The organism is Actinomadura montaniterrae (assembly GCF_008923365.1).
Taxonomy (GTDB): Bacteria; Actinomycetota; Actinomycetes; order Streptosporangiales; family Streptosporangiaceae; genus Spirillospora; species Spirillospora montaniterrae.
In genome coordinates, this window is sequence record NZ_WBMR01000092.1 from 12,693 (window position 1) to 35,031 (window position 22,339).

Consider the following 22,339-nt stretch of genomic DNA (forward strand, 5'->3'; position numbering starts at 1 on the left):
GGCCGGGCAGGGCACGTCAGGACTTCTCGGCCCCCGCCAGGAGGCGCCGGCGTTCCGGGGTGTAGTGCCACCAGGGCCGGCCGGGGCCGCCCTCGGCCTGCTCCACGGCGGACATGACGGTGTCGAGCAGGCACGGGTCGAGGCGCTGCCCGTACGCGGCCGACATCCGTTCGTACAGCTCGACGGGGTCCCGGCCCGCCAGCTGCTCGACGCGGGTGATGCCGATGCGCTCGAAGTAGCGGGCCACCGCCCGGCCCACGTTGACCAGGCCGGTGAGATCCGAGTCGGTCATGCCGTCCCCCTGCCGTCTTCGCGGTCTCCTTGCAGGTCAGCGTAGGCACGCGAGGCGCGGCACCGCTTGCAGGTTTCGGACACGCCACCTGAACGCACGCGGGGACACGGCCGTGACCCGGGTTGATGCCGACCCGGCGCGTCGACCTACGATGACCCGCATGACCCAGAACCTGCTCGGCGGCCCTCCTCCGACGGAACTGCCGGACAACACCGAGGCCCGCGAGGCGCTGGACGGCGGCGTCGACCCGTTCGAGGTCGCCGCGCGCCACCCCGACTACCCGGGCGCCTGGGCCGAACTGGCCGACCGCGCCTTCGCCAAGGGCAGCGTGATCGACTCCTACGCGTTCGCCCGCACCGGCTACCACCGCGGCCTGGACCAGCTGCGCCGGGCCGGGTGGAAGGGCCACGGCCCGATCCCCTGGGAGCACGAGGCCAACCGCGGCTTCCTGCGCGCCCTGCACGCCCTGTCCCGGGCCGCCGCCGCCATCGGCGAGGAGGACGAGGCCGAGCGCTGCCGCGCGTTCCTGCGCGACAGCAGCGCCACCGCCGCGGACGCGCTGTCCGCCTGACCCACGCGTCGCACGCGTACCCGGCCGGTGAGGTGCGGTTTTTTTAACGGCCGGGTACGGGTACGCTTTGATCGCAAGAGGCCCCTTCGCGCTTGCGGCGACCGGGGCCTTCGTCGTGGGAAGGAAGAGTGGCATGCCTGCCATCGTTCTTGTCGGTGCCCAGTGGGGGGATGAGGGCAAGGGCAAGGCAACAGACCTGCTCGGGGGCGACGTCGACTACGTCGTCCGCTACCAGGGCGGCAACAACGCCGGCCACACGGTCGTCATCGGGGACAAGAGCTACGCGCTGCACCTGCTGCCGTCCGGGGTCCTGTCGCCGGACGTCGTGCCGGTGATCGGCAACGGCGTGGTGATCGACCCGGCCGTCCTGCTGCAGGAGATCGACGGGCTGCGGGAGCGCGGGATCGGCTGCGAACGGCTGCTGATCTCGGCGGACGCGCACCTGATCATGCCGCACCACCGGGCCCTCGACAAGGTCACCGAGCGGTACCTCGGCAAGGCGCGGATCGGCACCACCGGCCGCGGCATCGGCCCGGCCTACGCCGACAAGATCAACCGGATGGGCATCCGGGTGCAGGACCTGTTCGACCCGAACATCCTCACCCAGAAGCTCGACCTGTCGCTGCGCGAGAAGAACCAGGTCCTCACCAAGGTCTACAACCGGCGCCGGATCGAGACGGGCCCGATCGTCCAGGAGTACCTGGCGTACGGGGAGCGCATCCGGCCGTTCGTCGCCGACACCACGCTCGTGCTGAACAACGCCCTCGACGACGGCAAGGTCGTGCTGCTGGAGGGCGCGCAGGGCACGCTGCTGGACATCGACCACGGCACCTACCCGTTCGTGACGTCGTCCAGCCCCACGGCGGGCGGGGCGTGCGCGGGCTCCGGCGTCGGCCCCACGAAGATCACCCGTGTGATCGGGATCCTGAAGGCCTACACCACCCGCGTCGGGTCTGGACCGTTCCCCACCGAGCTGCTGGACGAGTGGGGCGAGTACCTGCGCAAGACCGGCGGCGAGTACGGCGTCACCACGGGCCGCGACCGGCGCTGCGGCTGGTTCGACGCGGTGATCGCCCGGTACGCGTCCCGGGTGAACGGGATCACCGACTTCTTCCTCACCAAGCTGGACGTCCTGTCCGGGCTGGAGCGGGTCCCGGTGTGCGTCGCCTACGACGTGGACGGCGAGCGCGTCGACGAGCTGCCCGCCACCCAGACCGACTTCCACCACGCCAAGCCGATCCTGGAGTACCTGGACGGCTGGCAGGAGGACATCACCGGCGCGAAGACCTTCGACGACCTGCCGAAGAACGCGCAGGCGTACGTCCGGGCGCTGGAGGAGATGTCGGGCGCGCAGATCTCGGCGATCGGCGTCGGCCCGGGCCGCGACCAGACCCTCTCCCTGCGCTCCCTGGTGTAACACCTGAACCCCCGTTCCCCCCGCCCTCACCGGACCTCCACCTGGGGTTCGGTGACGGCCGGTACCGTTCCGCCGGTGATCAGCATCGGGGGGACCGTCGAGCTGCACGGTCATCGGGGGGCGCGCGGGCTGCGCCCCGAGAACACGCTGCCGGGTTTCGCGCACGCCGCCGAGCTGGGCGTGGACGTCATCGAGCTGGACGTCGGCCTGTCCGCGGACGGCGCCGTCGTCCTCGGCCACGACCAGGTGCTGTCCCCGGCGAACCTCGCCGACACGGCGCCCGCCTGGCCGGACGACCCCGCGTTCCCCTACGTCGGCAAGCCGGTCAGGGAGCTGACGCTCGCGCAGCTCAAGACGGTCGACGCGGGCGTCCGGCAGCGCGACGACGCGTTCGCGCGCACGCAGCGCCCGCTGCCCGGCACGCCGATCCCCACGCTGGCGGAGGCGTGCGCGCTCCTCGCGCCGACGCGCGTCGGCCTCGCCGTCGAGCTGAAGACCGACCCCGGCTGGACGGACGAGGAGGTCGAGCTGTTCACCGCCGCCGTCGCCGGCGTCCTCGCCGCCGCCGGGATGACGGACCGCAGCCGGCTCCTCGCGTTCGACTGGCGCGTCCTGGTGGAGGCCCACCGCAACCACCCGGGTCTCCGCCGCACCGCGCTGATCGAACGGAAGACGCTCGTCCCGGGCACCCGCTGGCTCGCCGGCCTGCCGCCGGACGACCCGGTAGCGGCGGCCGCCGCGATCGGCGCGACCGCCCTGTCCCCCGAGCACGCCATCACCACGCCCGGCCTGGTCGAGGACGCCCACGCCCTCGACCTCCCCGTCGCCGTCTGGACGGTCAACACCCCCGAGGACATGACCCGCTTCATCAAGTACGGCGCAGACGCAATAGTCACCGACTACCCCGACCTGATGCCTCTTGCTCGCACGCGACAGCCGACCTGAGCCGTCACGCGAGCGCGCTATCTGACCGGTGGGGGCGAAGCCGAAGGCGAGCCCCCACCGGGAAGCTCGCGAAGCGAGGTCGCGCTCGCCCAAGCCCGGTCAAGGGCCGAGCCGCTAGGCGAGGCCCTTGGGCCGGGATCGTGGAATCACAGCCAGCCGTTGCGGCGGAAGCCTCGGTACAGGGTGAGGCAGATGAAGGCGATGGCGCCGACGATCATCGGGTAGCCGAAGTGCCAGTGCGTCTCGGGCATGAAGTCGAAGTTCATCCCGTAGACGCCGGTGATCGCGGTCGGCACCATGAAGATCGCGCCCCAGGCCGAGATCTTGCGCATGTCCTTGTTGTCGGTGACCGTCACCTGGGTCATGTGCGCCTGCAGGATCGGGTTCAGCAGCTCGTCGTAGGCCTCGACCTGCTCGCGGACGCGGGTGAGGTGGTCCTCGACGTCGCGCAGGTACTCCTTGATCTCGGCGGGCACGAAGCGGCGGCCGGACAGGTTGCGCAGCGGCCCGGCGAGCGGCCCGACGGCCCGCTTGAGCTGGATGACCTCGCGCTTGAGCCGGTAGATGCGGCGGGCCTCGTCGGTGCGCTCCGGCGAGAACACGGCCTCCTCGACCTCGTCGATGTCCTCCTGGACGGCGTCGGCGACGCAGACGTAGCCGTCCACGACGCGGTCGGCGACGGCGTGCAGGACGGCGGCGGGGCCCATCGCGAGGCGGGCCGGGTCCTTCTCGAGCTGCCGGCGGACGGGGCCGAGCTCGCCGTGCGTGCCGTGCCGGACCGTCACCACGAAGTCCGGGCCGCAGAAGATCATGATCTCGCCGGTCTCGACGACCTCGGCCTCGTCGGGGCCGGTGGAGACGTAGCCGACCGTCTTCATCACCACGAAGTGGACGTCGTCGTAGCGCTCCAGCTTGGGCCGCTGGTGGGCGTGGATGGCGTCCTCGACGGCGAGCGGGTGCAGGCCGAACACCTCGGCCAGCTCCGTGAGCTCCGTGGACGACGGCTCGTGCAGCCCGACCCAGACGAAGCCTGCGCTGTCGCCGTCGGGGGTGAGGCGGCCGTCGCGGATCAGGCGGACGGCGTCCTCGACGGTGGCGGTGGACGCGCGGTGGCCGTCGATGTAGGCGGCCCAGTCGATGACGGCGGAATCGCGGGCGCGCCCCTGTACCTGTGCACCGTGGGTTCGCCCGCGGGCCTTGAACAGCGACTTGGTGGCGCGCGCAGGACGGACTCGTGTCATGGCCATGAGGTGCTCCTAACCCGCCGGCCACGCACGCAGGGGCGCGCTCTACCCGTTCTGATCCAGCGGGCCCGAGGGGCGCCGCGTCAGCGAGGGGAGCGCGCGAGAGCGATGGCCGGACGCCAGAGGGAGACGGACGGATGGACAGTCCTGCCCGGACTGTGAGGGTTCTCCGGCGAACTGCAAGTATCACCAGGACTCATCCCGACCACCTCCTTTCACGCACCTCGACCACGGGGCGTCAAGCCCGTCGCAGCTTACCAGCCGACATTTAAGACGCCGGGCCGTTCGGCGAGGTTCACAAGGGACGCGTGTGACGGCCGCCTCACCCGGGCCCGGCGGCGTCCGCGACACCGGCCGGCACTGTCCATAACGCCTTTCCGCTCGGGCCTTATGCCCGCCTTCCCGCCGACCACACCGAACCGCCCGGACCAGTAAGCTCGCGTGACGTGCGAGTACTCGTCCTTGGATCGGGTGGCCGCGAGCATGCGCTCGCCCGCGCCCTGCACCGCGACCCAGCCGTCACCGCCCTCCACTGCGCCCCGGGCAACCCGGGCACGGCCGAGGTCGCGGACAACCACCAGCTCGACCCCTGCGACCCGACGGCGGTGACGGAGCTGGCCGCGCGGCTCGGCATCGAGCTGGTCGTCGTCGGCCCCGAGGCGGTGCTCATGGCGGGCGTCGGCGACGCGGTGCGCCGGGCCGGCATCCCGTGCTTCGGCCCCGACAAGGAGGCCGCGCGGATCGAGGGGTCCAAGGCGTTCGCCAAGGAGATCATGGCGGCGGCGGGGGTGCCGACCGCCGACTCCCGCGTCTGCGAGACCACCGGGCAGGTGGAGGAGGCGCTCGACGCGTTCGGGGCGCCGTACGTGGTGAAGGACGACGGGCTCGCCGCGGGCAAGGGCGTCGTCGTCACCCGCGACCGGGACGTCGCCGCCGCGCACGCCGCCGCGTGCGGCCGCGTGGTGATCGAGGAGTACCTCGACGGCCCCGAGGTGTCGCTGTTCGCGCTGTGCGACGGCCAGCACGCCGTCCCGCTGCTGCCCGCACAGGACTTCAAGCGCGCCTACGACGGCGACGAGGGCCCGAACACCGGCGGGATGGGCGCCTACACGCCGCTGCCGTGGGCTCCGGACGGCCTGGTGGACGAGGTGATGTCCCGGGTCGTCCAGCCCGTCGTGGACGAGCTGAGGCGGCGCGAGACCCCGTACGTCGGGGTGCTGTACGCGGGCCTCGCGATCACGTCCCGGGGCGTGCGGGTGATCGAGTTCAACGCGCGGTTCGGCGACCCGGAGGTCCAGGTCGTCCTGGACCGGCTGGCGACGCCGCTCGGCGTGCTGCTGCAGTCCTGCGCGATCGGCGGCCTCGACCCGGAGACGGCGCTGGAGTGGCGGCCCGGCTCCGCGGTCACGGTGGTCGTGGCGGCCGAGGGGTACCCGGCGGCGCCGGTGAAGGGCGGGGAGATCACCGGCCTGGACGAGGCCGCGGCGGTCGACGGCGCGTACGTGCTGCACGCCGGGACGAAGCTCGGCGCGGAGGGGCGGCTCGTCGCGGGCGGCGGGCGCGTCCTCAACGTGGTCGGCACCGGCCCTGACCTCGCCGCGGCCCGCGCCACCGCCTACGAGGCCGCCGCGAAGGTCGGCCTGCCCGGCTCGCACCACCGCACCGACATCGCCCTCAAAGCCGCCCGAGCCTGACCCGCCCGGCCACCGCACCTACACGACCTGGGAGAATTCGAGCGTGATCGAGCGGTACACACTTCCGGAGATGGGGCGCGTCTGGAGCGACGCGCACAAGTACGAGCTGTGGTGCCAGGTCGAGACCCTCGTGGTCGAGGCCCACGCCGAGGCCGGCACGATCCCGCCGGAGGTGGTGGAGCCGGTGCGCAAGGCGCCGCCGCCGACGCCGGAGGCGGTGCACGAGATCGAGGCGGTCACGCAGCACGACGTGATCGCCTTCCTGTCGGCGTGGGCGGACAACACCGAGCCGCGCGAGGCGGCCCGGTACGTCCACTTCGGCATGACCTCGTCCGACCTGCTGGACACGGCGCTGGCGCTGCAGCTCGTCGAGGCGACCGACATCCTGCTGGCGAAGGCGGACACGCTGGTCGCGACGCTGCGCGACCACGCGCTGGCGCACAAGGCGACGCTGCGGGTCGGCCGGACGCACGGCATCCACGGCGAGCCGGACGTGTGGGGCCACCGGGTCGCCGACTTCGCGTTCGCGATGGCCCGGTCCCGGGACCGGCTGCGCCGCGCCCGCGAGGCCGTCGGCGTGATGGCGATCTCCGGCGCGGTCGGGACGTACTCCAACATCGACCCGGCCGTCGAGCTGCACGTGGCGCGCAAGCTCGGGCTGCGGAGTGCGGACGTGTCGACGCAGGTCGTGATGCGCGACGGCATCTCCGAGTGGACGTCCGCGCTGGCGATCATGGCGACGGTGTGCGAGGCGATCGCGCTGGAGGTCCGGCACGGGCAGCGCACCGAGGTCCGCGAGCTGTGGGAGCCGTTCGGCAAGGGCCAGAAGGGCTCGTCGGCGATGCCGCACAAGAAGAACCCGATCATCTCCGAGCGGCTGGCGGGGATGGCGCGGATCGTGCGGGCGCAGATCGTCCCGGTGCTGGAGGGCATCCCGCTGTGGCACGAGCGCGACATCTCGCACTCGTCGACGGAGCGGATCGCGCTGCCGGACGCGTCCATCGCGCTCGACTACATGCTGAACCTGACGAACCGGCTGATGTCCGGGCTCGTCGTGGACGAGGCGCGCATGACGGCGAACCTGGAGTCGACGGGCGGCCTCATCTACACCTCGACGGTGCTGCTGGAGCTGGTCGAGGCGGGGATGTCCCGCGACGACGAGGCGTACCCGCTGGTCCAGAAGGCCGCGATGGAGACGTGGGAGACGGGCGTCCCGTTCCGTGAGACGCTCCGCAAGCACGCCGCGGAGGCGGGCCTCACACTGGACGAGGCGCGGCTGGACGAGGTGTGCCGGCCGGAGCGGTTCGTGAAGCGCCTCGACACCGTCTTCGACCGCCTCGCCGCGCTGACCTGACCCGCCTTTGGCCCGATCTCCCGGAGCGACCGTGACGGCGACCCTGACCGAGCTGAACGCCTACCCGCTGAAGAGCGGCGGCGGCACCGCGCTGCGCACCGCCGAGCTGACCGCGCGGGGCCTGCCGCACGACCGGGAGTTCATGCTCGTCGCGCCGTCGGGCCGGTTCCTGTCGCAGCGGGACCTCGCCGGGATGGCGCTGCTGCGGCCGTCCTACGACGGCGAGGTCCTCACCGTCGACGCGCCCGGCGCCTCGCGGCTCGTCCACAAGGCGGTGGACGACGGCGAGGTGCTGGACGTGACCGTCCACCGGCACGAGACCCGGGGCGTCGACCAGGGCGACGAGGCCGCCGCCTGGTTCTCGGCGCTGCTGGACGCCGAGTGCCGGCTGGTCCGCTTCACCGGGCACCGGCCGACGTCGCGGGGCGGCGGCGAGGTGATGTTCGCCGACGGCTACCCGCTGCTGGTCATCTCCGCCGAGTCCCTCGCCGACCTGAACGCGCGGCTGGACGTGCCGCTGCCGATGAACCGGTTCCGCCCGAGCCTGGTCGTCGAGGGCCTCGGCGCCTACGCGGAGGACTCCGTGCGGCTGCTGCGCGTCGGCGGGACCGTCATCGAGATGGTCAAGGCATGCGCGCGGTGCGTCATCACGACCACCGACCAGGAGACGGGCGAGCGGGGGCGCGAGCCGCTGCGGACGCTGGCGTCCTACCGGACCATCGACCGCGGCATCCGGTTCGGCCAGAACGCCGTCCCGCGCACGCTCGGCACCCTGGCCGTCGGCGACGAGGTGGAGGTCCTCGAACGCGTCCGTTGAGGTCAGCCGACGACTGGTCAGCCGACGACTTCGCCGGTCTCGTTGCCGAAGCGGTCGCGCATGCGGGTCGGGACGATCTCGACGGTCAGGCCCGGCAGCGACGCGATCGGGGTGCGGCCCGCCACGGAGCGGAGCGCGGCGACGACGTCGTCCAGGCCGTCCGGCGGGATGCTCACGTCGAGACGGCCGTCCTCGGGCTCCACGACCGCGTAGGCGCCGGCGGGCTGGAACACCATGCGGGTGTCCTCGGTCTGCAGGAGCAGCGTGCGGCCGAACGGCAGCCGGCCCCGCAGCGACTGCGCGATCGCCTCCGCCTGCAGCGCGCCGATCCGCAGCGTCGCGGACGCGCCGTCCAGCTCCCAGTGCGCCGTGTTGACGTACAGGGCGCCGCTGCTCGACCCGTCCCGCGCGATGCCGTCGCGGACGGCGCGCGCCAGCTCCGGGTCGGCGAGCAGGGAGCGCCGGTCGATGTCGGTGACGAACAGCGGCAGGTGCGGCTCGACGGCCCGCAGGAACGACGTGGCGTCCCACTGCCGGACCGCCTCGTACTCCTCCGACGCGAGCCCGACGACCTGGAGGAACCGGACGCGGCCGTGCGGCGTGCCGATCTCGCCGAGCTCCGGGTCGGTGACGAACGCGACGGCGCGGATGTCGGAGTCCTCGCGGTCGGCGGCGATCGGGCCGTTGACGTTCATGTGGTGGCCGGGCTCGAACCAGTTCCCCGAGCTGAACACGTACCGGCCGAGGTTCTGCAGCAGGTTCGCCGCCCAGACCGGCGGCTCGCCCTCCGCGGGGTCGCGGGCGAGGCGGAAGGTGAACTCGAATCCCCAGCCGGACTCGTCCGGGTCGCCGGACTCCTTGCTGTACAACTCGGACATTCCATACGAAATGAAATGCCAGTGCGGGACGGGCTCCGTCCGCGCGTAGACGCTGATCCCGTCGAGCGGATCGGGGCCGCCCAGCGCCCACTTCACCACCGTGCCGAGATGGTACGGCTCGACGTCCCCGTAGAGGGGGCGAAGCGCGGCGTCGATGGCGTCCCAGCCGGGCGACTCGTCCATGGATGATCACCTTAGACCCGCCGGCCCGCCGCCGTCCGCCGGACGCCTCAGCTCGGATTTTCCTCGGGAATGCGAACCTTTGGGCCGCTCTGGGGGTCTCACCAAGCAGACTGGCGCAAGGGTGGCGCATGCGGACACCCCACCCCCGGGCCGGTGGTTTACTGGGGGCCGCGTTCGGCGCAGCGGGACCGTTCGGCGCGCCCGGCCCCCGTGGTCCCACCTTCATCGGGCAGGCACCTTAACCGCGTTTCAAAGGAGATATGGCGGAATGAGCATGGGCCACGAGGTTCGGTATCGCGTGCGCGGCGGCCGGCAGCTGCACGGCACCGTCTTCGTCCAGGGCGCCAAGAACGCCGTCCTGCCGATGATCGGTGCTTCGCTGATGGCCTCCCGCGGACGCACGGTGCTGCGGAACGTTCCGATCATCGAGGATGTGCGGCGGGCGGTGGAGCTGGCCCGGGCGGTCGGCGCCAAGGCCGAGCTGCACGAGACCGAACGCACGCTCGTGATCGACGCCTCCTCGCTCAGCAGCCCCGTGCTGCCCGCCGAGATCGCCTCCCGCTTCCGCGGCTCGTTCCTGTTCGTGCCGGCGCTGCTGCACCGGCTCGGCGAGGCGGTCATCGAGGGCGTCGGCGGCTGCAATCTCGGCAGCCGCAACCTCGACTTCCACTACAACGGCTTCAAGCGGATGGGCGCCACGGTCACCGAGCACGTGGCCGACAACGGCGACGGCATCATCCACATCAAGGCCGGCGACCTGCGCGGCGGCACGCTGTACTGCGACACGCCGTCGCACACCGGCACCGAGAACCTGATCATGGCCGCCGCGCTCGCGCACGGCACCACGCTGATCAAGAACGCGGCGCTGGAGCCGGAGGTGCTGGACAACATCGCCATCCTGCAGGCGATGGGCGCGAAGATCAGCGGCGGCGGCACCGGGTTCGTCACCGTCGAGGGCGTCGACGAGCTGACCGCCGTCGAGCACACCGTCATGCCGGACCGGATCGACGCCGGCGTCTTCGTGATGGCCGCCGCGATCACCGGCGGCGACCTGAACCTCGTCGGCGCCACGCTGGAGCACCTCGGCGTCGCCGCCGACAAGCTCGAGCAGATGGGCGTCGAGTTCCACCAGCAGGGCGCGGTGCTGCAGGTCCGGCGGGAGCGCACGCTCCGCCCGATCAACGTGATCACCGACGAGTACCCGGGCTTCGCCACCGACCTGCAGTCGCCGATCATGGCGCTGTCCTGCCTGGCGGAGGGCCCGTCCTACATCTACGAGCGGATCTTCGACGGCCGGTTCAAGCTGGCCGACGAGCTGCGCAAGATGGGCGCCGACATCGAGGTCGACGGCAACCGCGCCAAGGTTAACGGCCCGCGCGGGCTGCGCGGCGCCGAGGTCGAGGCGCACGACCTGCGCTGCGGCAGCGCGCTGGTGCTGGCGGGCCTGGCCGCCGAGGGCGAGACGACGATCACCTCGGCCTACTACCTGGACCGCGGCCACGCGCACACCGCCGAGCGCCTCTCCCAGCTCGGCGCCGACATCGTCCGCGAGGCCGACTGACCGGCGCCTGGAGCGGAGCTCCAGCGGAGCGGAAGGCGCCGGTCAGTCTGTCTTTGCCGGGAGGCGTGGGGGGTCGTCCCCCCACCGGAGACACGACGCAGGTGCGTTTCGGACCGGCCCGGCGGGATGATCCCGCCGGGCCGGTCTGCTGCTGACTGAGTGGTCATTCCGGCGGGGCGAATCGTCCGCATGTGGCCTCGCCTCTGACCCAATCGGGAGTGGTTCCTTACCGGGCTTGTCACAGCGCGACGGGAAACCGGGTGGACCACTGGTCACCGGGCGGTCACGCAAAGTCGGGCCACCGCGTTCCACCAGCGGGGACGGGCGACGCCCTGACCAGCGGAGAAAACCGGATGGACCGATCCAGAAGCGGCTCTCCGGGACGCGTTGAAAAATCACGCGGACGGCGGCCGCGGGCCGTCCGGACGGATCGCTCGTCTTTCCGGGGCGCCCGACGTCGGGTTGATCAAGTTTCGCCCCGCGGGTAAACCAATCGGTCACCGCAGGGGTCTCCTCAGTGCCCGCCGGCGCCGCGAGGAGGCCCTCCCGGGGTTTTCGGGTCTTGTTTTTCAACTTCGGACGTCCGAAGATGCAGGATCAAGACTGACCGATTGGTGACAAATTACTGACCAGGGGGTCGCGTAGGTTACTTTTTCGCCGCACTCTTGATTCGATTTCGCGTCTGGGCGTCACACATCGCCGCCCTGACCCGATCTGCCCACTGAGGAACGAATCGCACGGGAACTGCGGTGCTGGGTCAGAAGGCAGGGGCGACAAGCCATGAGACGACCGTTGGGCGGAGCGTGCGCGAACGCGTGGCCGGGGCCGTGCCCCCGAGAGGATGGACCGGAAGCGAGCGATCATCGATGACGGCGGCACGAACGGGCTCGGTCACGCCTGACCTGACCATCGGCGTGGTGGGCCCCCATGACCTCGTCGAGCGGGTCATGCTGATGGGCCACGGCCCCACGCCGGTGCCGAGCCGGCTGGTGGCCGCCGCCTACCGCGACGAGCAGGAGGCGGCCGACAAGGTCGTCCGGCTGGGCTCGGGGGTGGACGTCTGCCTGTTCGCCAGCCCGGTCCCCTACGACTTCGCGCGCAAGGCCGGCGTGCTGACCATGCCCGCGACCTACGTCCCGCTGAACGGCGCCGCGCTGCAGGGCGCGCTGCTGCGCGCCTCCCTCGACGAGCGCTTCGACCCGTCCCGGGTCAGCATCGACGTGCTCGGCCGCGCCGAGGTCGAGGAGGCCTACGCCGAGATCAGCCTCGGCACCGAGCAGGTCCACCTGCGCGAGGAGGCCGCCGGCCCCGGCACGCTCGCCGCCTTCCACGAGCGGCTGTGGCGGCGCGGCGCGACCACCGTCGCGATGACCTGCGTACACGCCACCGCCGAGCGGATGGAGATGGCCGGGGTCCCAACGATCCGGGTCCGCCCGACCGGCGCGTCCATCCGCAGCTCCCTGCAGACCGCCGCGCTCCTCGGCGCCCACCACCGGCTGGAGGAGTCCCAGCTCGTCGTCGTGCTGGTGGACGTCCCGACCCTCCGCGAGACCCCGCGCCGCGTCACCCCGCGCTACTGGCGGGACGAGCTGAAGCTCGCGCTGCACCGCGTCCTGCTGCAGGAGGCGCACCGGATGAACGCGTCGGTGTGGCCGCTGGACGACCACAGCTACCTGGTGATCGCGACGCGCGGGTCCGTCACCGCGTCCACCGAGGGCTTCCGGACGCCGCCGTTCGTCGAGCGGGTCCGCGAGGAGCTCGGCCTCGCGATCGAGGTCGGCATCGGGATGGGCCGTACCGCGCACGAGGCGGAGAACCACGCCCGCGCCGCGCTCGCCCGGTCGCAGAGCTCCCAGCGCGCGCAGGGCTTCGCGCTCGACCGGGACGGCCGCGCGCTCGTCCCGGCGCCGCGCACCCCGCCGCGCAGCCAGCCGCAGGCCAAGCCGAAGGGCCTGGAGATCCTCGCGCGGCTCGCCGACAAGCTCGGCGACCAGGAGCAGCCGCTGATCGTGGACGCCGAGAACGCCGGGAAGATGCTCGGGGTCACGCCGCGCACCGCCCGCCGGCTGCTGCGCACCCTCGTCGAGGAGGGCCTCGCCTGGCCGCTCCCCCCGAACCGCACCCCGCAGCCGGGGCGTCCCCGCCAGCTCTACCGCCTGATCGTCGAGAAGCTCGGCCCGGCGAAGGCCGGCTGACCGCGCCCGGCCGGCCGCCCGGGTTCGGCCTGCCGCCCTGGCTCAGCCCGCCTCTTTGGCGAGGGCCTCGCGCACCGCCGGGACGACCTCCCCGCCCCAGCGGCCGAGGGAGACGTCGTCCTGCGTTCCGCCCTCCGGCGAGAACAGCATGAACCCGGACGCGCCGTGCTCCAGGACGGCGCCCGTCAGCTCCTCCGCCCACTGGTCCGCCGACCCGCCGATCCAGCGCCCGTCGCCGTCGCGGGTGGCGGGCAGCGGCCGGTCGGTGATGCGTCCGGGCAGGTTGAAGACCGTGCGGACCGCGGCGGGGTCGCGGCCCGCGGCGGCGGCCGCCTCGTCGATGACCGGGCGCGACGTCCGGTACCGCTCGCTGAGCCAGTCCGCCGCGTGGCCCGGGATCCAGCCGTCGGCGACCCGCCCGGTGGCGGCCAGGGACCGCCGGCCGACCGAGCCCGTCCAGACCGGCGGCGCGTCCACCGGCGCCGGCTCGATCTCGCGGACCCGGTGGTGGCGGCCCTCGAAGGTGACCGGCTCGCCGCCCCCGGACAGCTTCCTGACCAGCACGATCGCCTCCTCGAAGGCGTCGACGGCGGCGGCGGGCGCGAGCGGCTCGACGCCCATGTCGGCGATCCGGTCCCACAGCCCGCCCGCGCCCATGCCGAGCACGACGCGACCGCCGGACAGCGCCGACAGCGTCGTCACCGCCCGCGCGAGCATCGGGGCGGGGCGGGTCGGCAGGTTGGTGACGTTGGCGAACCCGGCGATGCGGTCCGTCCGGCCGAGGAGGAACCCGATGGTGGCGTAGGCGTCCAGGCGCGCGCCGATGTAGGGGTGGTCGGAGAGGGAGAACAGGTCGAGCCCGTCGCGGTCGGCCCGGAGGACCTTGCGCAGCAGCGCCGGCCCTTCGTCGATGGTGCTGTGCGCGCCGAAACCGAAGACGACTTCCTGTGCGGGCATGGCTCCGCCTTTCGTTCGAGGAGGATCGGGGGCGCCGGGATCAGGCGGTGGGGCCGAACTGGCCGACGAAACGGCCGGTGAACAGGTCCGCGCCCTTGTACTCGGCGACCATCGCGGGCGACGCGACGGACGGGCCGTCCGGGGTCGGGAGCTGCCCGACGCCGCCGCGGGTGCCGAGCGGGAGCAGGATCATCGGGTGCGGCTGCGGCCGGTACGTCGCGGTGGGCCGCTCGCCGTTCAGCTGGGCCTTGATGTTCGCGACGACGACCTCGGCGTGCCGCGTCGCCCATCCGGCCATCTTCGCCTCCGCGACGTCGGTGAGGTCGCCGACCGCGTAGACGTGGTCGTGCCCGGCGACGTTCAGGGACGCGGTGACGCCGACCTGCCCCTGCGGGTTCAGGGTGGTGAGCCGGCCGTCGGCGAGATAGCCGCTGTTGGTGCGGACACCGTAGGCGCGGAACCAGATGTCGGCGGTGATCTCCTCGCCGCCGCCGGTGGTGACGGTGAAGGCGCCGGCGCGGCCGGGCTCGGTGGCGGGCGGCGCGGCGAGGGCGGTGCCGAGCCGCACGTCGATGCCGAGTTCGGCGAGCTGGCGGCGCAGGTCGGCGACCATCTCGGGCGCGAAGCCGGGCAGCAGCTCGGGGGCCGGGTCGACGACGGTGACGTGCTTGTCCGGCCAGGTCTCCTTGATCTCGCCGGCCAGTTCCAGGCCGACCGGCCCGGCGCCGAGGATCAGCACCCGGCCGGCGCCCCGCAGCTCCTTGTGGGTGCGGCGGAGATCGTCCAGAGCGTCGGCGACGGTGTCGGAGCCGGGCTTGGCGGGGTAGGCGTAGCTGGAACCGGTGGCCAGCACGAGGTAGTCCGCGTCGACGCGGCCGCCGGACGCGAGGTCGACGCCGCGGGGGTCGGCGGAGACCGCGCGGTCGCGGATCTGCCGGCCGCCCTCGGTGAGCAGCGTCGCGTAGGGGAAGAACATGTTGGCGGCCCAGTCGGGCCTGGTCAGCGCCCGCAGCGACGCCGCCGCGTTGACGAACGCGTCCCGCGGGTCGATCAGCACGACGTCCGCCTCCGGCTGCAGCGCCTTGGCGACCGCCGCGCCGCCGTACCCTCCGCCGATGACCGCGACCGTACGGCTCATGATGACATCACTCCCGTTGGCGAAAAGCTTGAGTTCGTAGTACGAACGGTATCAGTTCGTACTACGAACAACAACCTCGCGGCCGGGGAGAACGATTCCCCGGCGTCAGCGCGCGCCGGCGGCGGCCCCTTCGTCCGGCTCCTGGAAGACCACCGGAACCTCGTTGTCCAGCACGACGCGGCCGAGCAGCCCGGCGAGCGCGTCCCGCTCGGCGGCGCTCAGGCCGGCCGCCAGATCGTCGATCCGCTTGCAGGTCTCGGCGTAGAACTCGTCCACGAGCCCGGCGCCGCGCTCGGTCAGCGCGACCCGCACGGCCCGCGTGTCCCGCGGATCCGGCTCGCGCCGCACCAGCCCGTTGCGCTCGGTGCGGTCCACCAGGCCGGTGAGGCTCGACTTCGCCAGCCCCAGCGTCGCGCCCAGCTCGCCCATCCCGTACGACCTGCCCATCAGCACGCAGAGCAGCTGCCCCTGCTGCTGGGTCAGCCCGTACTCGCGGGCCGACGCCGCGTACACGGCGTCCACCAGGAAGGAGGACCGCACCAGCGCGGCCACGACCCCGATCCGACCGTCATCTTCTTTGACCACGCGGCCAGACTAACACCGGACGAGCCGATAATTCGCACAGCGAACTGCGACGATGCGCTCCTGGACCCGGCCCCGGACGGCGGTGCCCGCCGGCCTTCCGCCGGCCGCCCGAGTTCACCGGACGCGGCCCGCGCCGCACGAACGCGGCGGGCGCGCCGCCGCCGCGCGGACGTCCCGGCACCGGCGCCCGGGACATCCGGAAACGGGCTTCCGGCCGCCCGGATCGGCCGCACCGGAAACGGCCTTGACCGATCAAATTTCGCCGTTCATGATGGCGGTCACGTGAGGCATCATCGCTGATTCCGGCCCGCCTCCGCGGCCGGATTCCTCGGCGCTGGGCGCGTGCCCTCGTACCGGTTCCCGCTGTTTCCGGATTCGTGGAGCGCGCCGTGTACCCGACAAGCCCGATCGCCGCGGCCCGCGCGGTGCGCCTGCCGCCGAGCCGCGCAGGTCCGCCGTCGCCGCAGACCTTCGCCAGGCAGGTCCATCGCCCGCCCTGACCGCCGTCCCGGCCGCTCGGCGCGGGGAGTCCGCGCGCCGAGTCGCACCGCCCGGAGACGCGATCGCACCGCGTCACGCCCAGGCCACCCCACCCCGCCTTTTCGCGCCCCGCCATTTTCGCTCTGCACACGCGCCATTCAGTGAGCGCGCGCTTCCGCCTGCCGGAAAACGACTATTAGGCGTCCGGTTTAATTAGAAACCAGAGAGTGTCTCAATCCGGCCACGCCCTTGAATTCACCCGCCGGAGATGTGCTTAATCGCGGTACCACCCCCTTGACACCTCGCGAAGGGAGCCACAGGTGTCACGTGTCCGCAAGCTCGCAGTCGTCGGAGCCGCTTCGGCCTCCGTCCTCGCGCTGACGATGGCCCCGGCGTCCGCCGCCGGCACCACCATCCACAGCGGCAGCGCCACCGGCCCCGCCTACTCCGGCGGCGTCGTCGCGACCAACCTCGGCAACGTCTCGGTCGTCACCTCGCTCAGCAACGCCACCTGCACGTCCGCCATCCAGAACGGCACCATCAACTCCGACGGCACCGCCCTGAACGTCACGTCGGCGTCGTTCACCGGATGCACCAGCAGCCTCGGCGCCGTCACCGTCACCGCCCAGAGCCTGCCCTGGACCGGCGGCTCCGTCGTCTACGCCCCCGTCGCCGGCGGCCGGGACGGCACCATCACCGTCGCCCACTACACCGTCGGCGCCACCACCTTCGGGCTCAGCTGCGTCTACTCCGGGACCCTCACCGGCGACGGCTACAACCCGAACAACCCCAACCGGCCCGACACCTCCGTCGCCCAGGCCGAAGCCAAGATCACCAACGGCACCGTGACCAAGCAGAGCGGATCCTTCCTCTGCCCCGCCACGGCCACGGTGACCGCCGCCTTCAAGCTCGTCGGCAGCGGCGGCCAGCAGCTCTGGGCCACCAGCTGACCCGGTGACCGGGCCGTCCCGCCCCTCCGGACGGGCGGGACGGCCCGGTACACGGCGTCAGTTCGGATGCACGGCGTCAGTTCCCGTACACGGCGTCAGTTCCGGTGCGGGAACGCCTTCGCGACCGCCAGGAACGCGTCGTTCTCCTCCGGCGAGCCGATCGAGACGCGCGCGCCCTCCCCCTCGAACGGGCGGACGCTCACCCCCTGCGCGTCGCACGCCGCCGAGAACTCCATCGTCCGCTCGCCGAGCCGCAGCCACACGAAGTTGGCCTCCGTCGGCGGGACCGTCCAGCCGTCCGCGAGCAGCGTCCCGCGGACCCGGTCGCGCTCCTTCACCGTCCGCTCGACCCGCTCCAGCAGCTCGTCCGTCGCCTCCAGCGACGCGATGCCCGCCGCCTGCGCCACCGAGTTCACGCTGAACGGCAGGAACGTCTTGCGGATCGCGCCCGCCACGATCGGGTGCGCCACCAGGTACCCGATCCGCAGCCCCGCGAGCCCGTACGCCTTCGAGAACGTCCGCAGCACCGCCAGGTTCGGCCGGTCGCCGTACATCGTGAGCCCGTCCGGGACGGCGTCGTCGCGGACGTACTCGCGGTACGCCTCGTCCAGCACGACCAGGCAGTCCTCGGGCACCCGGTCGAGGAACGCCTCGATCTCCGCGCGCGGGACCACGGTCCCGGTCGGGTTGTTCGGGTTGCACAGGAAGACAAGCCGGGTCCTCTCGGTGATCGCGTCGGCCATCGCCGGCAGGTCGTGCGTCTCGTCCTTCAGCGGCACCTGGACGCCCGTCGCGCCGGACAGCGACACCAGCAGCGGGTACGCCTCGAACGACCGCCACGCGTACACGACCTCGGTGCCGGGCTCGGCGACCGCCTCCAGCAGCATCTGCGTCATGCCGACCGACCCGCAGCCCACCGCGACGTGATCGGCGGACACGCCGCAGAACGCCGCGATCGCCTCCGTCAGCGCGGTCGCGTTGTTGTCGGGGTAGCGGTTGACGTTCCGCGCCGCCGCGGCGATCGCGTCCAGCACCGAGGGGAGCGGCCCCTCCGGCGACTCGTTGGACGAGAGCTTGAACGAGCGGCCCTCGGGCGACACCACGACCTTCCCGGGCTTGTAAGCCACGAACCGGTCGAGGACGGAGCGGAAGCGCGGAGTGGTTGCCTCGGACACCGTTGTCCTCCAGGTTGCACAGGGGTGTTGGGGTCAAGCCTACGGAATGCGCCAGGTCCCGGGCCAAAGCGGGACACGCCCCGCTCAGGAGGCGCCGATCCCTCGGATCACGCCGCGGTCTCCCGGATCATGCCGCGGTCGCGCGTCACGCCGTGGCCTCGCGCATCATCCAGCACACGGCGACGATCCGGACGAACTCCCAGTCGCGCGTGCTGTCCGGCCACCAGCCGCGGTTGAACGCCTCCTCCGCGAACGACCGCAGGTAGCCCATCAGCTCGTCCTCGCCCGGCTCGCCCAGCTCGTCGCGCAGGCTCGCCACGTGCTGGTCGACGGCCGCCGCCAGCCCGGGGGACCCGGCCATCTCCGCGACGCCGGCCTCCCCGATGTCCCTGACGAGCAGGCCGAGCACTTCGGACGAGTCACCGTTCATAGGTCGCAAGCTAGCAATCCCGCCCGGATGCCCGCGACGTCACCCCAGGTCAGACAGGGATCTTTTACCCTCGTGGCCGCGACCGGCCACCCGCCGCCGGCGCACCTAGCCGCGGGGGCGGAGCATCGGCGGGCGCAGCTGCTCGGCGTCGCCGCGCCGGTACAGCCGCGCCGGACGGCCGCCGTCCCGCGTCGTCGTCCGGTCGGTCGGGATCAGGAACCGGTCCGCGCCGGTCACCTTCCGGTGGAAGTTCCGCGGGTCGAGGACGGTGCCCCAGACGATCTCGTACACGCGGCGCAGCTCCGCGACGGTGAACTCGGGCGGGCAGAACGCCGCCGCCAGCGACGTGTACTCCAGCTTCGCCCGCGCGCGCTCCATCCCGTCGCACAGGATCCGCCGGTGGTCGAACGCGGCCCGGTCGTTGTCGATCAGATCGTCCACCGCCGTCCACAGCACCTGCGCCCGGCTGGACGCGGGCAGGTCCGGCGCGAGGCCCAGGTAGGCGACGCTCACGACGCGCTGCCGCGGGTCCCGGTCCGGATACCCGTAGGTCGCGAGCTGCTCCAGGTGGATCCGGACGTCCGCGAGCCCCGCCCGCTCCGCCATCAGCCGGGACGCGGCGGCGGGCAGGTCCTCGTCCAGCTGGATGAACCCGCCGGGCAGCGACCACGCCCCGTCGTAGGGCGCCCGGTCCCGCCGCCACATCAGCGCGGACAGCCGCTGCTCCCGCACGGTGAGCACGACCAGATCGACGGAGACAGCGAGCCGCGGCACGGACATGCCTGGAGTCTATTGGGGAGCGGCGCCCCGGAACCCCGCCCGCGCAACGGCCCGCGGCGCCCGGCGGCCAAGGGGCCCGGGGCGGGCATGGCGAAGGCCCGGCCGCGCCGGCCGGGCCTTCCGTCGTGCGCGTCAGCCCTCGTCGGGACCCGTCGGCGCCGGGACCGGCGGGACGGGACCGGCGTGCCCGTTCACCGCCGCCTGCCCGTTCTGGCCGTTCATCCCCGACAGCAGCTGGCGGGCCAGCCCGAGGCCGGTGCCGCCGAGCGTCAGCGCCTTGGCGAGCATGTCCTCGATGCCGTCCGCGCCGTTCAGCACGACCATGTTGTCGACGTTGCCGAACACGCCCGCGCCGGCCTGGACGATCTCCGGCCACTTCTCCGCGAGCTGCTGGGCGATGACCGCGTCGGTGTTCTGCGCCAGCGCCTCCGCGCGGGCCTTGATCGCCTCGGCCTCCGCGAGGCCCTTCTGGCGGGTCGCCTCGGCCTGCGCCTCACCGATCAGCCGGGTGGCCTCGGCCTCGCGCTGCGCCTTCAGCTGCGTCTCGGTCGCGGCGGCCTGCGCGTAGGAGATGCGCTCCTCCCGCTCGGCCTCCGCCAGCTTCACCTGCTCGTACGCGCGCGCGTCGGCCGGCTTGCGGATCTCGCTCTCCAGGCGCTTCTCGGTGCGCTCGGCCTCCAGTTCGGCGTTGCGGGTCTCCTTGAGGATGACCTCCTGCCGGGCCTGCTGCGCGGCCTGCTGCACCTGGCCCTCGTACTCCGCCTTCTTGATCTCGGTGTCGCGGATGACCGCGGCGTTCTCCCGCATGGCCTCCTGCTCCTTGCGGGTGGCCTCCTGGTCCCGCTCGGCCTCGGCGATGCGGGCCTCCGCGGCGACCTTCGCGGCGTGCGGGCGGCCCAGGTTCGTGATGTAGCCGGTCTCGTCGTCGATCTCCTGGATCTGCAGCGAGTCGACGACCAGGCCGAGCTTGCTCATCTCGTCGGCGGCCGAGCCGCGGGTCTCGGAGGTGAGCCGCTCCCGGTTGAGGATCAGGTCCTCGACGGTCAGGTTGCCGATGATCGAGCGGAGGTGGCCGGTGAACAGCTCGTGGATCGCCCCGTCCATCGACTTCTGCTGCTCCAGGAAGCGGCGCGCGGCGTTGGCGATCGAGACGAAGTCGTCGCCGACCTTGTAGATGACGACGCCGCGGACCTTCACCGGGATGCCCTGCTGCGTCACGCAGTGGACCTCGAGGTTGGCGGCGCGGCTGTCCAGCCGGAGCCGGCGGGCCGTCTGGAAGCCGGGCAGCACCGAGGTGCCCTTGCCAGTGACGATCTTGAAGCCGAGGCTCTCCACCCCGTCGATCGGCTTGGACCTGGCCCCCAGACCGGAGATGATCAGCGCCTCGTTCGGCTCCGCGACGCGCCAGACCATCTTGAACAGGACGATCAGCACGATGATGGCGACGACCACGGCGATCGCCACCGCGACGATGGGCATGCGGCCTCCTCACTCTGCGGCGGGCGGCCGGCCCGTCCCGGTGGCGGGTCCCGTCCGCGTTTTCCAGTAGACGCAGGGGACCCGCCGTTGGTTCGCCCCTTTTGGGGCAGTGTTCAGGAACCCAGCGCGTGCGCCACGTACACCGTCCGCGGCGGGTGGTACTCGACCACCACGACGATCGTCCCGACCGGGATCTCCTCGCGCGGATCGACCGGATGCGCGTAGAAGGCCTCCGAGCCGCCGCGAATGGCGATCATGACCTCGCCGACCAGCCCGGGGCCGATCCGGCCGGTCACCCGGCCCTCCTTGCCGATCAAAGGGAAACCCCCCGTACTCGATTTCATCGCCCTCGGCGGTCGGGCCCTGGGGGCCCTCCCTTCAACGGGCGCTGTGTGTGATCGCTGCATCGCTCCGGCTCGCCTAGAGGCGAGCTGCGCGATCGGATTCTCGCAAGCTCGAATCCGGCTCCGCTCGCGATCACGACACTAGAGGTCCACGCGGGTTCGGTGAAGGCGGGCCGCTCACCAAGGATGGCGGGGCTACTTGCCGAGGATCTGGTGGGCCTGGTTCACGGAGGCGCGGGCGAGGGCCTCGGCCTCGGCGCGGGTCGCGTTCGGGCCGAAGACGGTCACGGTGCCGAGGTAGTGGCGGCCCTCGAACACCACGTACCAGGTGTTCGTGCGCTGGTCGCCGCTGGTGGTGGTGACGCCGACCGTCCGCGAGCCGTTGCCGACGTCGCCGCGCCGCGTCTCGGTGACCTGGTGCTCGGCCCACCTGCCGCCGAGGCGGGTGCGGAACGTCAGGCAGCCGGCCGGGACGCGGGCCTCGACCTGCTTCTCGGCGTCGGCGTCCGCGACGCCCATGAGGGTCTCCGTCGCGGTCTGGCCGTCGCCCTTGACGAACGTGACGAGCGCGGTCGGCACGTCGGCGGCGACCTGCCCGCCGCCGGACCGGACGTCCGCGCACTTCGGCTTGTCGAGCGTCGCCTCCTGGCGCACCTGCGCGGCGTTCCGCAGCGCCTTCAGCGAGCCGTACTCGCCGGAGTCGGGCTCGCCGCGCCGGTAGCCGGTGACCTGCTGGAGCAGCGCCTGCCCGAGCTGGTCGGAGGTGTAGCCGGTGCCGGCGGGCGCGGCGCGGGCGGGGCCGCGGACCTGCCCGGCGCCTCCGCCGCCGGAGCCGCCGCAGGCAGACGCCGCCGCGACGGCCGCCAGCAC

21 protein-coding genes are annotated in these 22,339 nt (G+C 72.5%); 9 read left to right on the plus strand and 12 right to left on the minus strand.

The features are described from left to right. Positions 1-16: 16 nt before the first annotated feature. Positions 17-292 (minus strand): helix-hairpin-helix domain-containing protein, encoded by a 276-nt coding sequence (locus tag F9B16_RS27375; RefSeq protein ID WP_151543076.1) that lies wholly within the window; start codon positions 290-292, stop codon positions 17-19. Between the two features lie 151 nt (positions 293-443). Here F9B16_RS27375 and F9B16_RS27380 point away from each other — a divergent pair, with 151 nt between their 5' ends. From F9B16_RS27380 to F9B16_RS27390, 3 genes are all read left to right on the plus strand, one after another. After that, complete coding sequence (locus tag F9B16_RS27380) at positions 444-863, plus strand: DUF3151 domain-containing protein (RefSeq protein ID WP_151543077.1); 420 nt, start codon at positions 444-446, stop codon at positions 861-863. 133 nt (positions 864-996) lie between these two features. After that, on the plus strand, positions 997-2,280 hold the full coding sequence (locus F9B16_RS27385; RefSeq protein ID WP_151543078.1) for an adenylosuccinate synthase: 1,284 nt from the start codon (positions 997-999) through the stop codon (positions 2,278-2,280). Positions 2,281-2,355: 75 nt separating this feature from the next. Beyond that, positions 2,356-3,225: a glycerophosphodiester phosphodiesterase family protein gene (locus F9B16_RS27390; protein WP_151543079.1), complete on the plus strand. Its 870-nt coding sequence runs from the start codon at positions 2,356-2,358 to the stop codon at positions 3,223-3,225. 146 nt (positions 3,226-3,371) lie between these two features. On the opposite strand, the gene F9B16_RS27395 is transcribed toward F9B16_RS27390, so the two are convergent. After that, a complete protein-coding gene (locus tag F9B16_RS27395) occupies positions 3,372-4,472 on the minus strand; it encodes a magnesium and cobalt transport protein CorA (RefSeq protein ID WP_151543080.1) in 1,101 nt (366 codons plus the stop codon). A gap of 443 nt (positions 4,473-4,915) precedes the next feature. Between F9B16_RS27395 and purD the strand changes: the two genes are divergently transcribed. The 3 genes from purD to F9B16_RS27410 are packed head-to-tail and all read left to right on the plus strand — an operon-like array spanning position 4,916 to position 8,334. Then, positions 4,916-6,163: a phosphoribosylamine--glycine ligase gene (gene purD, locus F9B16_RS27400; RefSeq protein WP_151543081.1), complete on the plus strand. Its 1,248-nt coding sequence runs from the start codon at positions 4,916-4,918 to the stop codon at positions 6,161-6,163. Positions 6,164-6,206: 43 nt separating this feature from the next. Further along, positions 6,207-7,517 carry an adenylosuccinate lyase gene (gene purB, locus F9B16_RS27405; RefSeq protein ID WP_151543082.1) on the plus strand — a complete coding sequence of 437 codons (1,311 nt, stop codon included), beginning with the start codon at positions 6,207-6,209 and terminating at the stop codon, positions 7,515-7,517. Positions 7,518-7,548: 31 nt separating this feature from the next. Then, positions 7,549-8,334, plus strand: a complete 786-nt coding sequence (locus F9B16_RS27410; protein WP_151543083.1) for an MOSC domain-containing protein — start codon at positions 7,549-7,551, stop codon at positions 8,332-8,334. Positions 8,335-8,351: 17 nt separating this feature from the next. Here F9B16_RS27410 and F9B16_RS27415 read toward each other — a convergent pair whose 3' ends face one another. Then, positions 8,352-9,395, minus strand: coding sequence for a suppressor of fused domain protein (locus F9B16_RS27415; RefSeq protein ID WP_151543084.1), 1,044 nt, complete (start codon positions 9,393-9,395; stop codon positions 8,352-8,354). 274 nt (positions 9,396-9,669) lie between these two features. Between F9B16_RS27415 and murA the strand changes: the two genes are divergently transcribed. Continuing rightward, a complete protein-coding gene (gene murA / locus F9B16_RS27420) occupies positions 9,670-10,956 on the plus strand; it encodes a UDP-N-acetylglucosamine 1-carboxyvinyltransferase (RefSeq protein ID WP_151543096.1) in 1,287 nt (428 codons plus the stop codon). An 866-nt stretch (positions 10,957-11,822) separates the two neighbouring features. Further along, positions 11,823-13,151 (plus strand): transcriptional regulator, encoded by a 1,329-nt coding sequence (locus tag F9B16_RS27425; RefSeq protein ID WP_192809019.1) that lies wholly within the window; start codon positions 11,823-11,825, stop codon positions 13,149-13,151. Between the two features lie 42 nt (positions 13,152-13,193). Here the strand turns inward: F9B16_RS27425 and F9B16_RS27430 are convergent, their stop codons facing one another. From F9B16_RS27430 to F9B16_RS27440, 3 genes are all read right to left on the minus strand, one after another. After that, the gene (locus tag F9B16_RS27430) at positions 13,194-14,108 is read right to left on the minus strand and encodes an LLM class flavin-dependent oxidoreductase (protein WP_151543085.1); all 915 of its coding nucleotides are present in this window, start codon (positions 14,106-14,108) and stop codon (positions 13,194-13,196) included. A 40-nt stretch (positions 14,109-14,148) separates the two neighbouring features. After that, positions 14,149-15,246, minus strand: coding sequence for an NAD(P)/FAD-dependent oxidoreductase (locus F9B16_RS27435; protein ID WP_151543086.1), 1,098 nt, complete (start codon positions 15,244-15,246; stop codon positions 14,149-14,151). Positions 15,247-15,351: 105 nt separating this feature from the next. Then, a complete protein-coding gene (locus F9B16_RS27440; protein ID WP_151543087.1) occupies positions 15,352-15,831 on the minus strand; it encodes a MarR family winged helix-turn-helix transcriptional regulator in 480 nt (159 codons plus the stop codon). 800 nt (positions 15,832-16,631) lie between these two features. Here F9B16_RS27440 and F9B16_RS27445 point away from each other — a divergent pair. Continuing rightward, on the plus strand, positions 16,632-17,261 hold the full coding sequence (locus F9B16_RS27445; RefSeq protein WP_151543088.1) for a hypothetical protein: 630 nt from the start codon (positions 16,632-16,634) through the stop codon (positions 17,259-17,261). Positions 17,262-17,356: 95 nt separating this feature from the next. Here F9B16_RS27445 and hisC read toward each other — a convergent pair whose 3' ends face one another. From hisC to F9B16_RS51240, 6 genes are all read right to left on the minus strand, one after another. Beyond that, positions 17,357-18,436: a histidinol-phosphate transaminase gene (hisC, locus tag F9B16_RS27450; RefSeq protein ID WP_151543089.1), complete on the minus strand. Its 1,080-nt coding sequence runs from the start codon at positions 18,434-18,436 to the stop codon at positions 17,357-17,359. Between the two features lie 145 nt (positions 18,437-18,581). Beyond that, positions 18,582-18,866: a DUF6401 family natural product biosynthesis protein gene (locus F9B16_RS27455; RefSeq protein ID WP_151543090.1), complete on the minus strand. Its 285-nt coding sequence runs from the start codon at positions 18,864-18,866 to the stop codon at positions 18,582-18,584. Positions 18,867-18,971: 105 nt separating this feature from the next. After that, positions 18,972-19,646: an NUDIX hydrolase gene (locus tag F9B16_RS27460; RefSeq protein WP_151543091.1), complete on the minus strand. Its 675-nt coding sequence runs from the start codon at positions 19,644-19,646 to the stop codon at positions 18,972-18,974. Positions 19,647-19,778: 132 nt separating this feature from the next. Beyond that, positions 19,779-21,125 (minus strand): SPFH domain-containing protein, encoded by a 1,347-nt coding sequence (locus F9B16_RS27465; protein WP_151543092.1) that lies wholly within the window; start codon positions 21,123-21,125, stop codon positions 19,779-19,781. Between the two features lie 113 nt (positions 21,126-21,238). Further along, entirely contained in the window at positions 21,239-21,421 is a 183-nt protein-coding gene (locus F9B16_RS27470; RefSeq protein WP_151543093.1) for a hypothetical protein, read from the minus strand. 243 nt (positions 21,422-21,664) lie between these two features. Beyond that, a partial coding sequence (locus tag F9B16_RS51240) for a hypothetical protein (protein ID WP_192809021.1) occupies positions 21,665-22,339 on the minus strand: 675 nt, incomplete at its 5' end.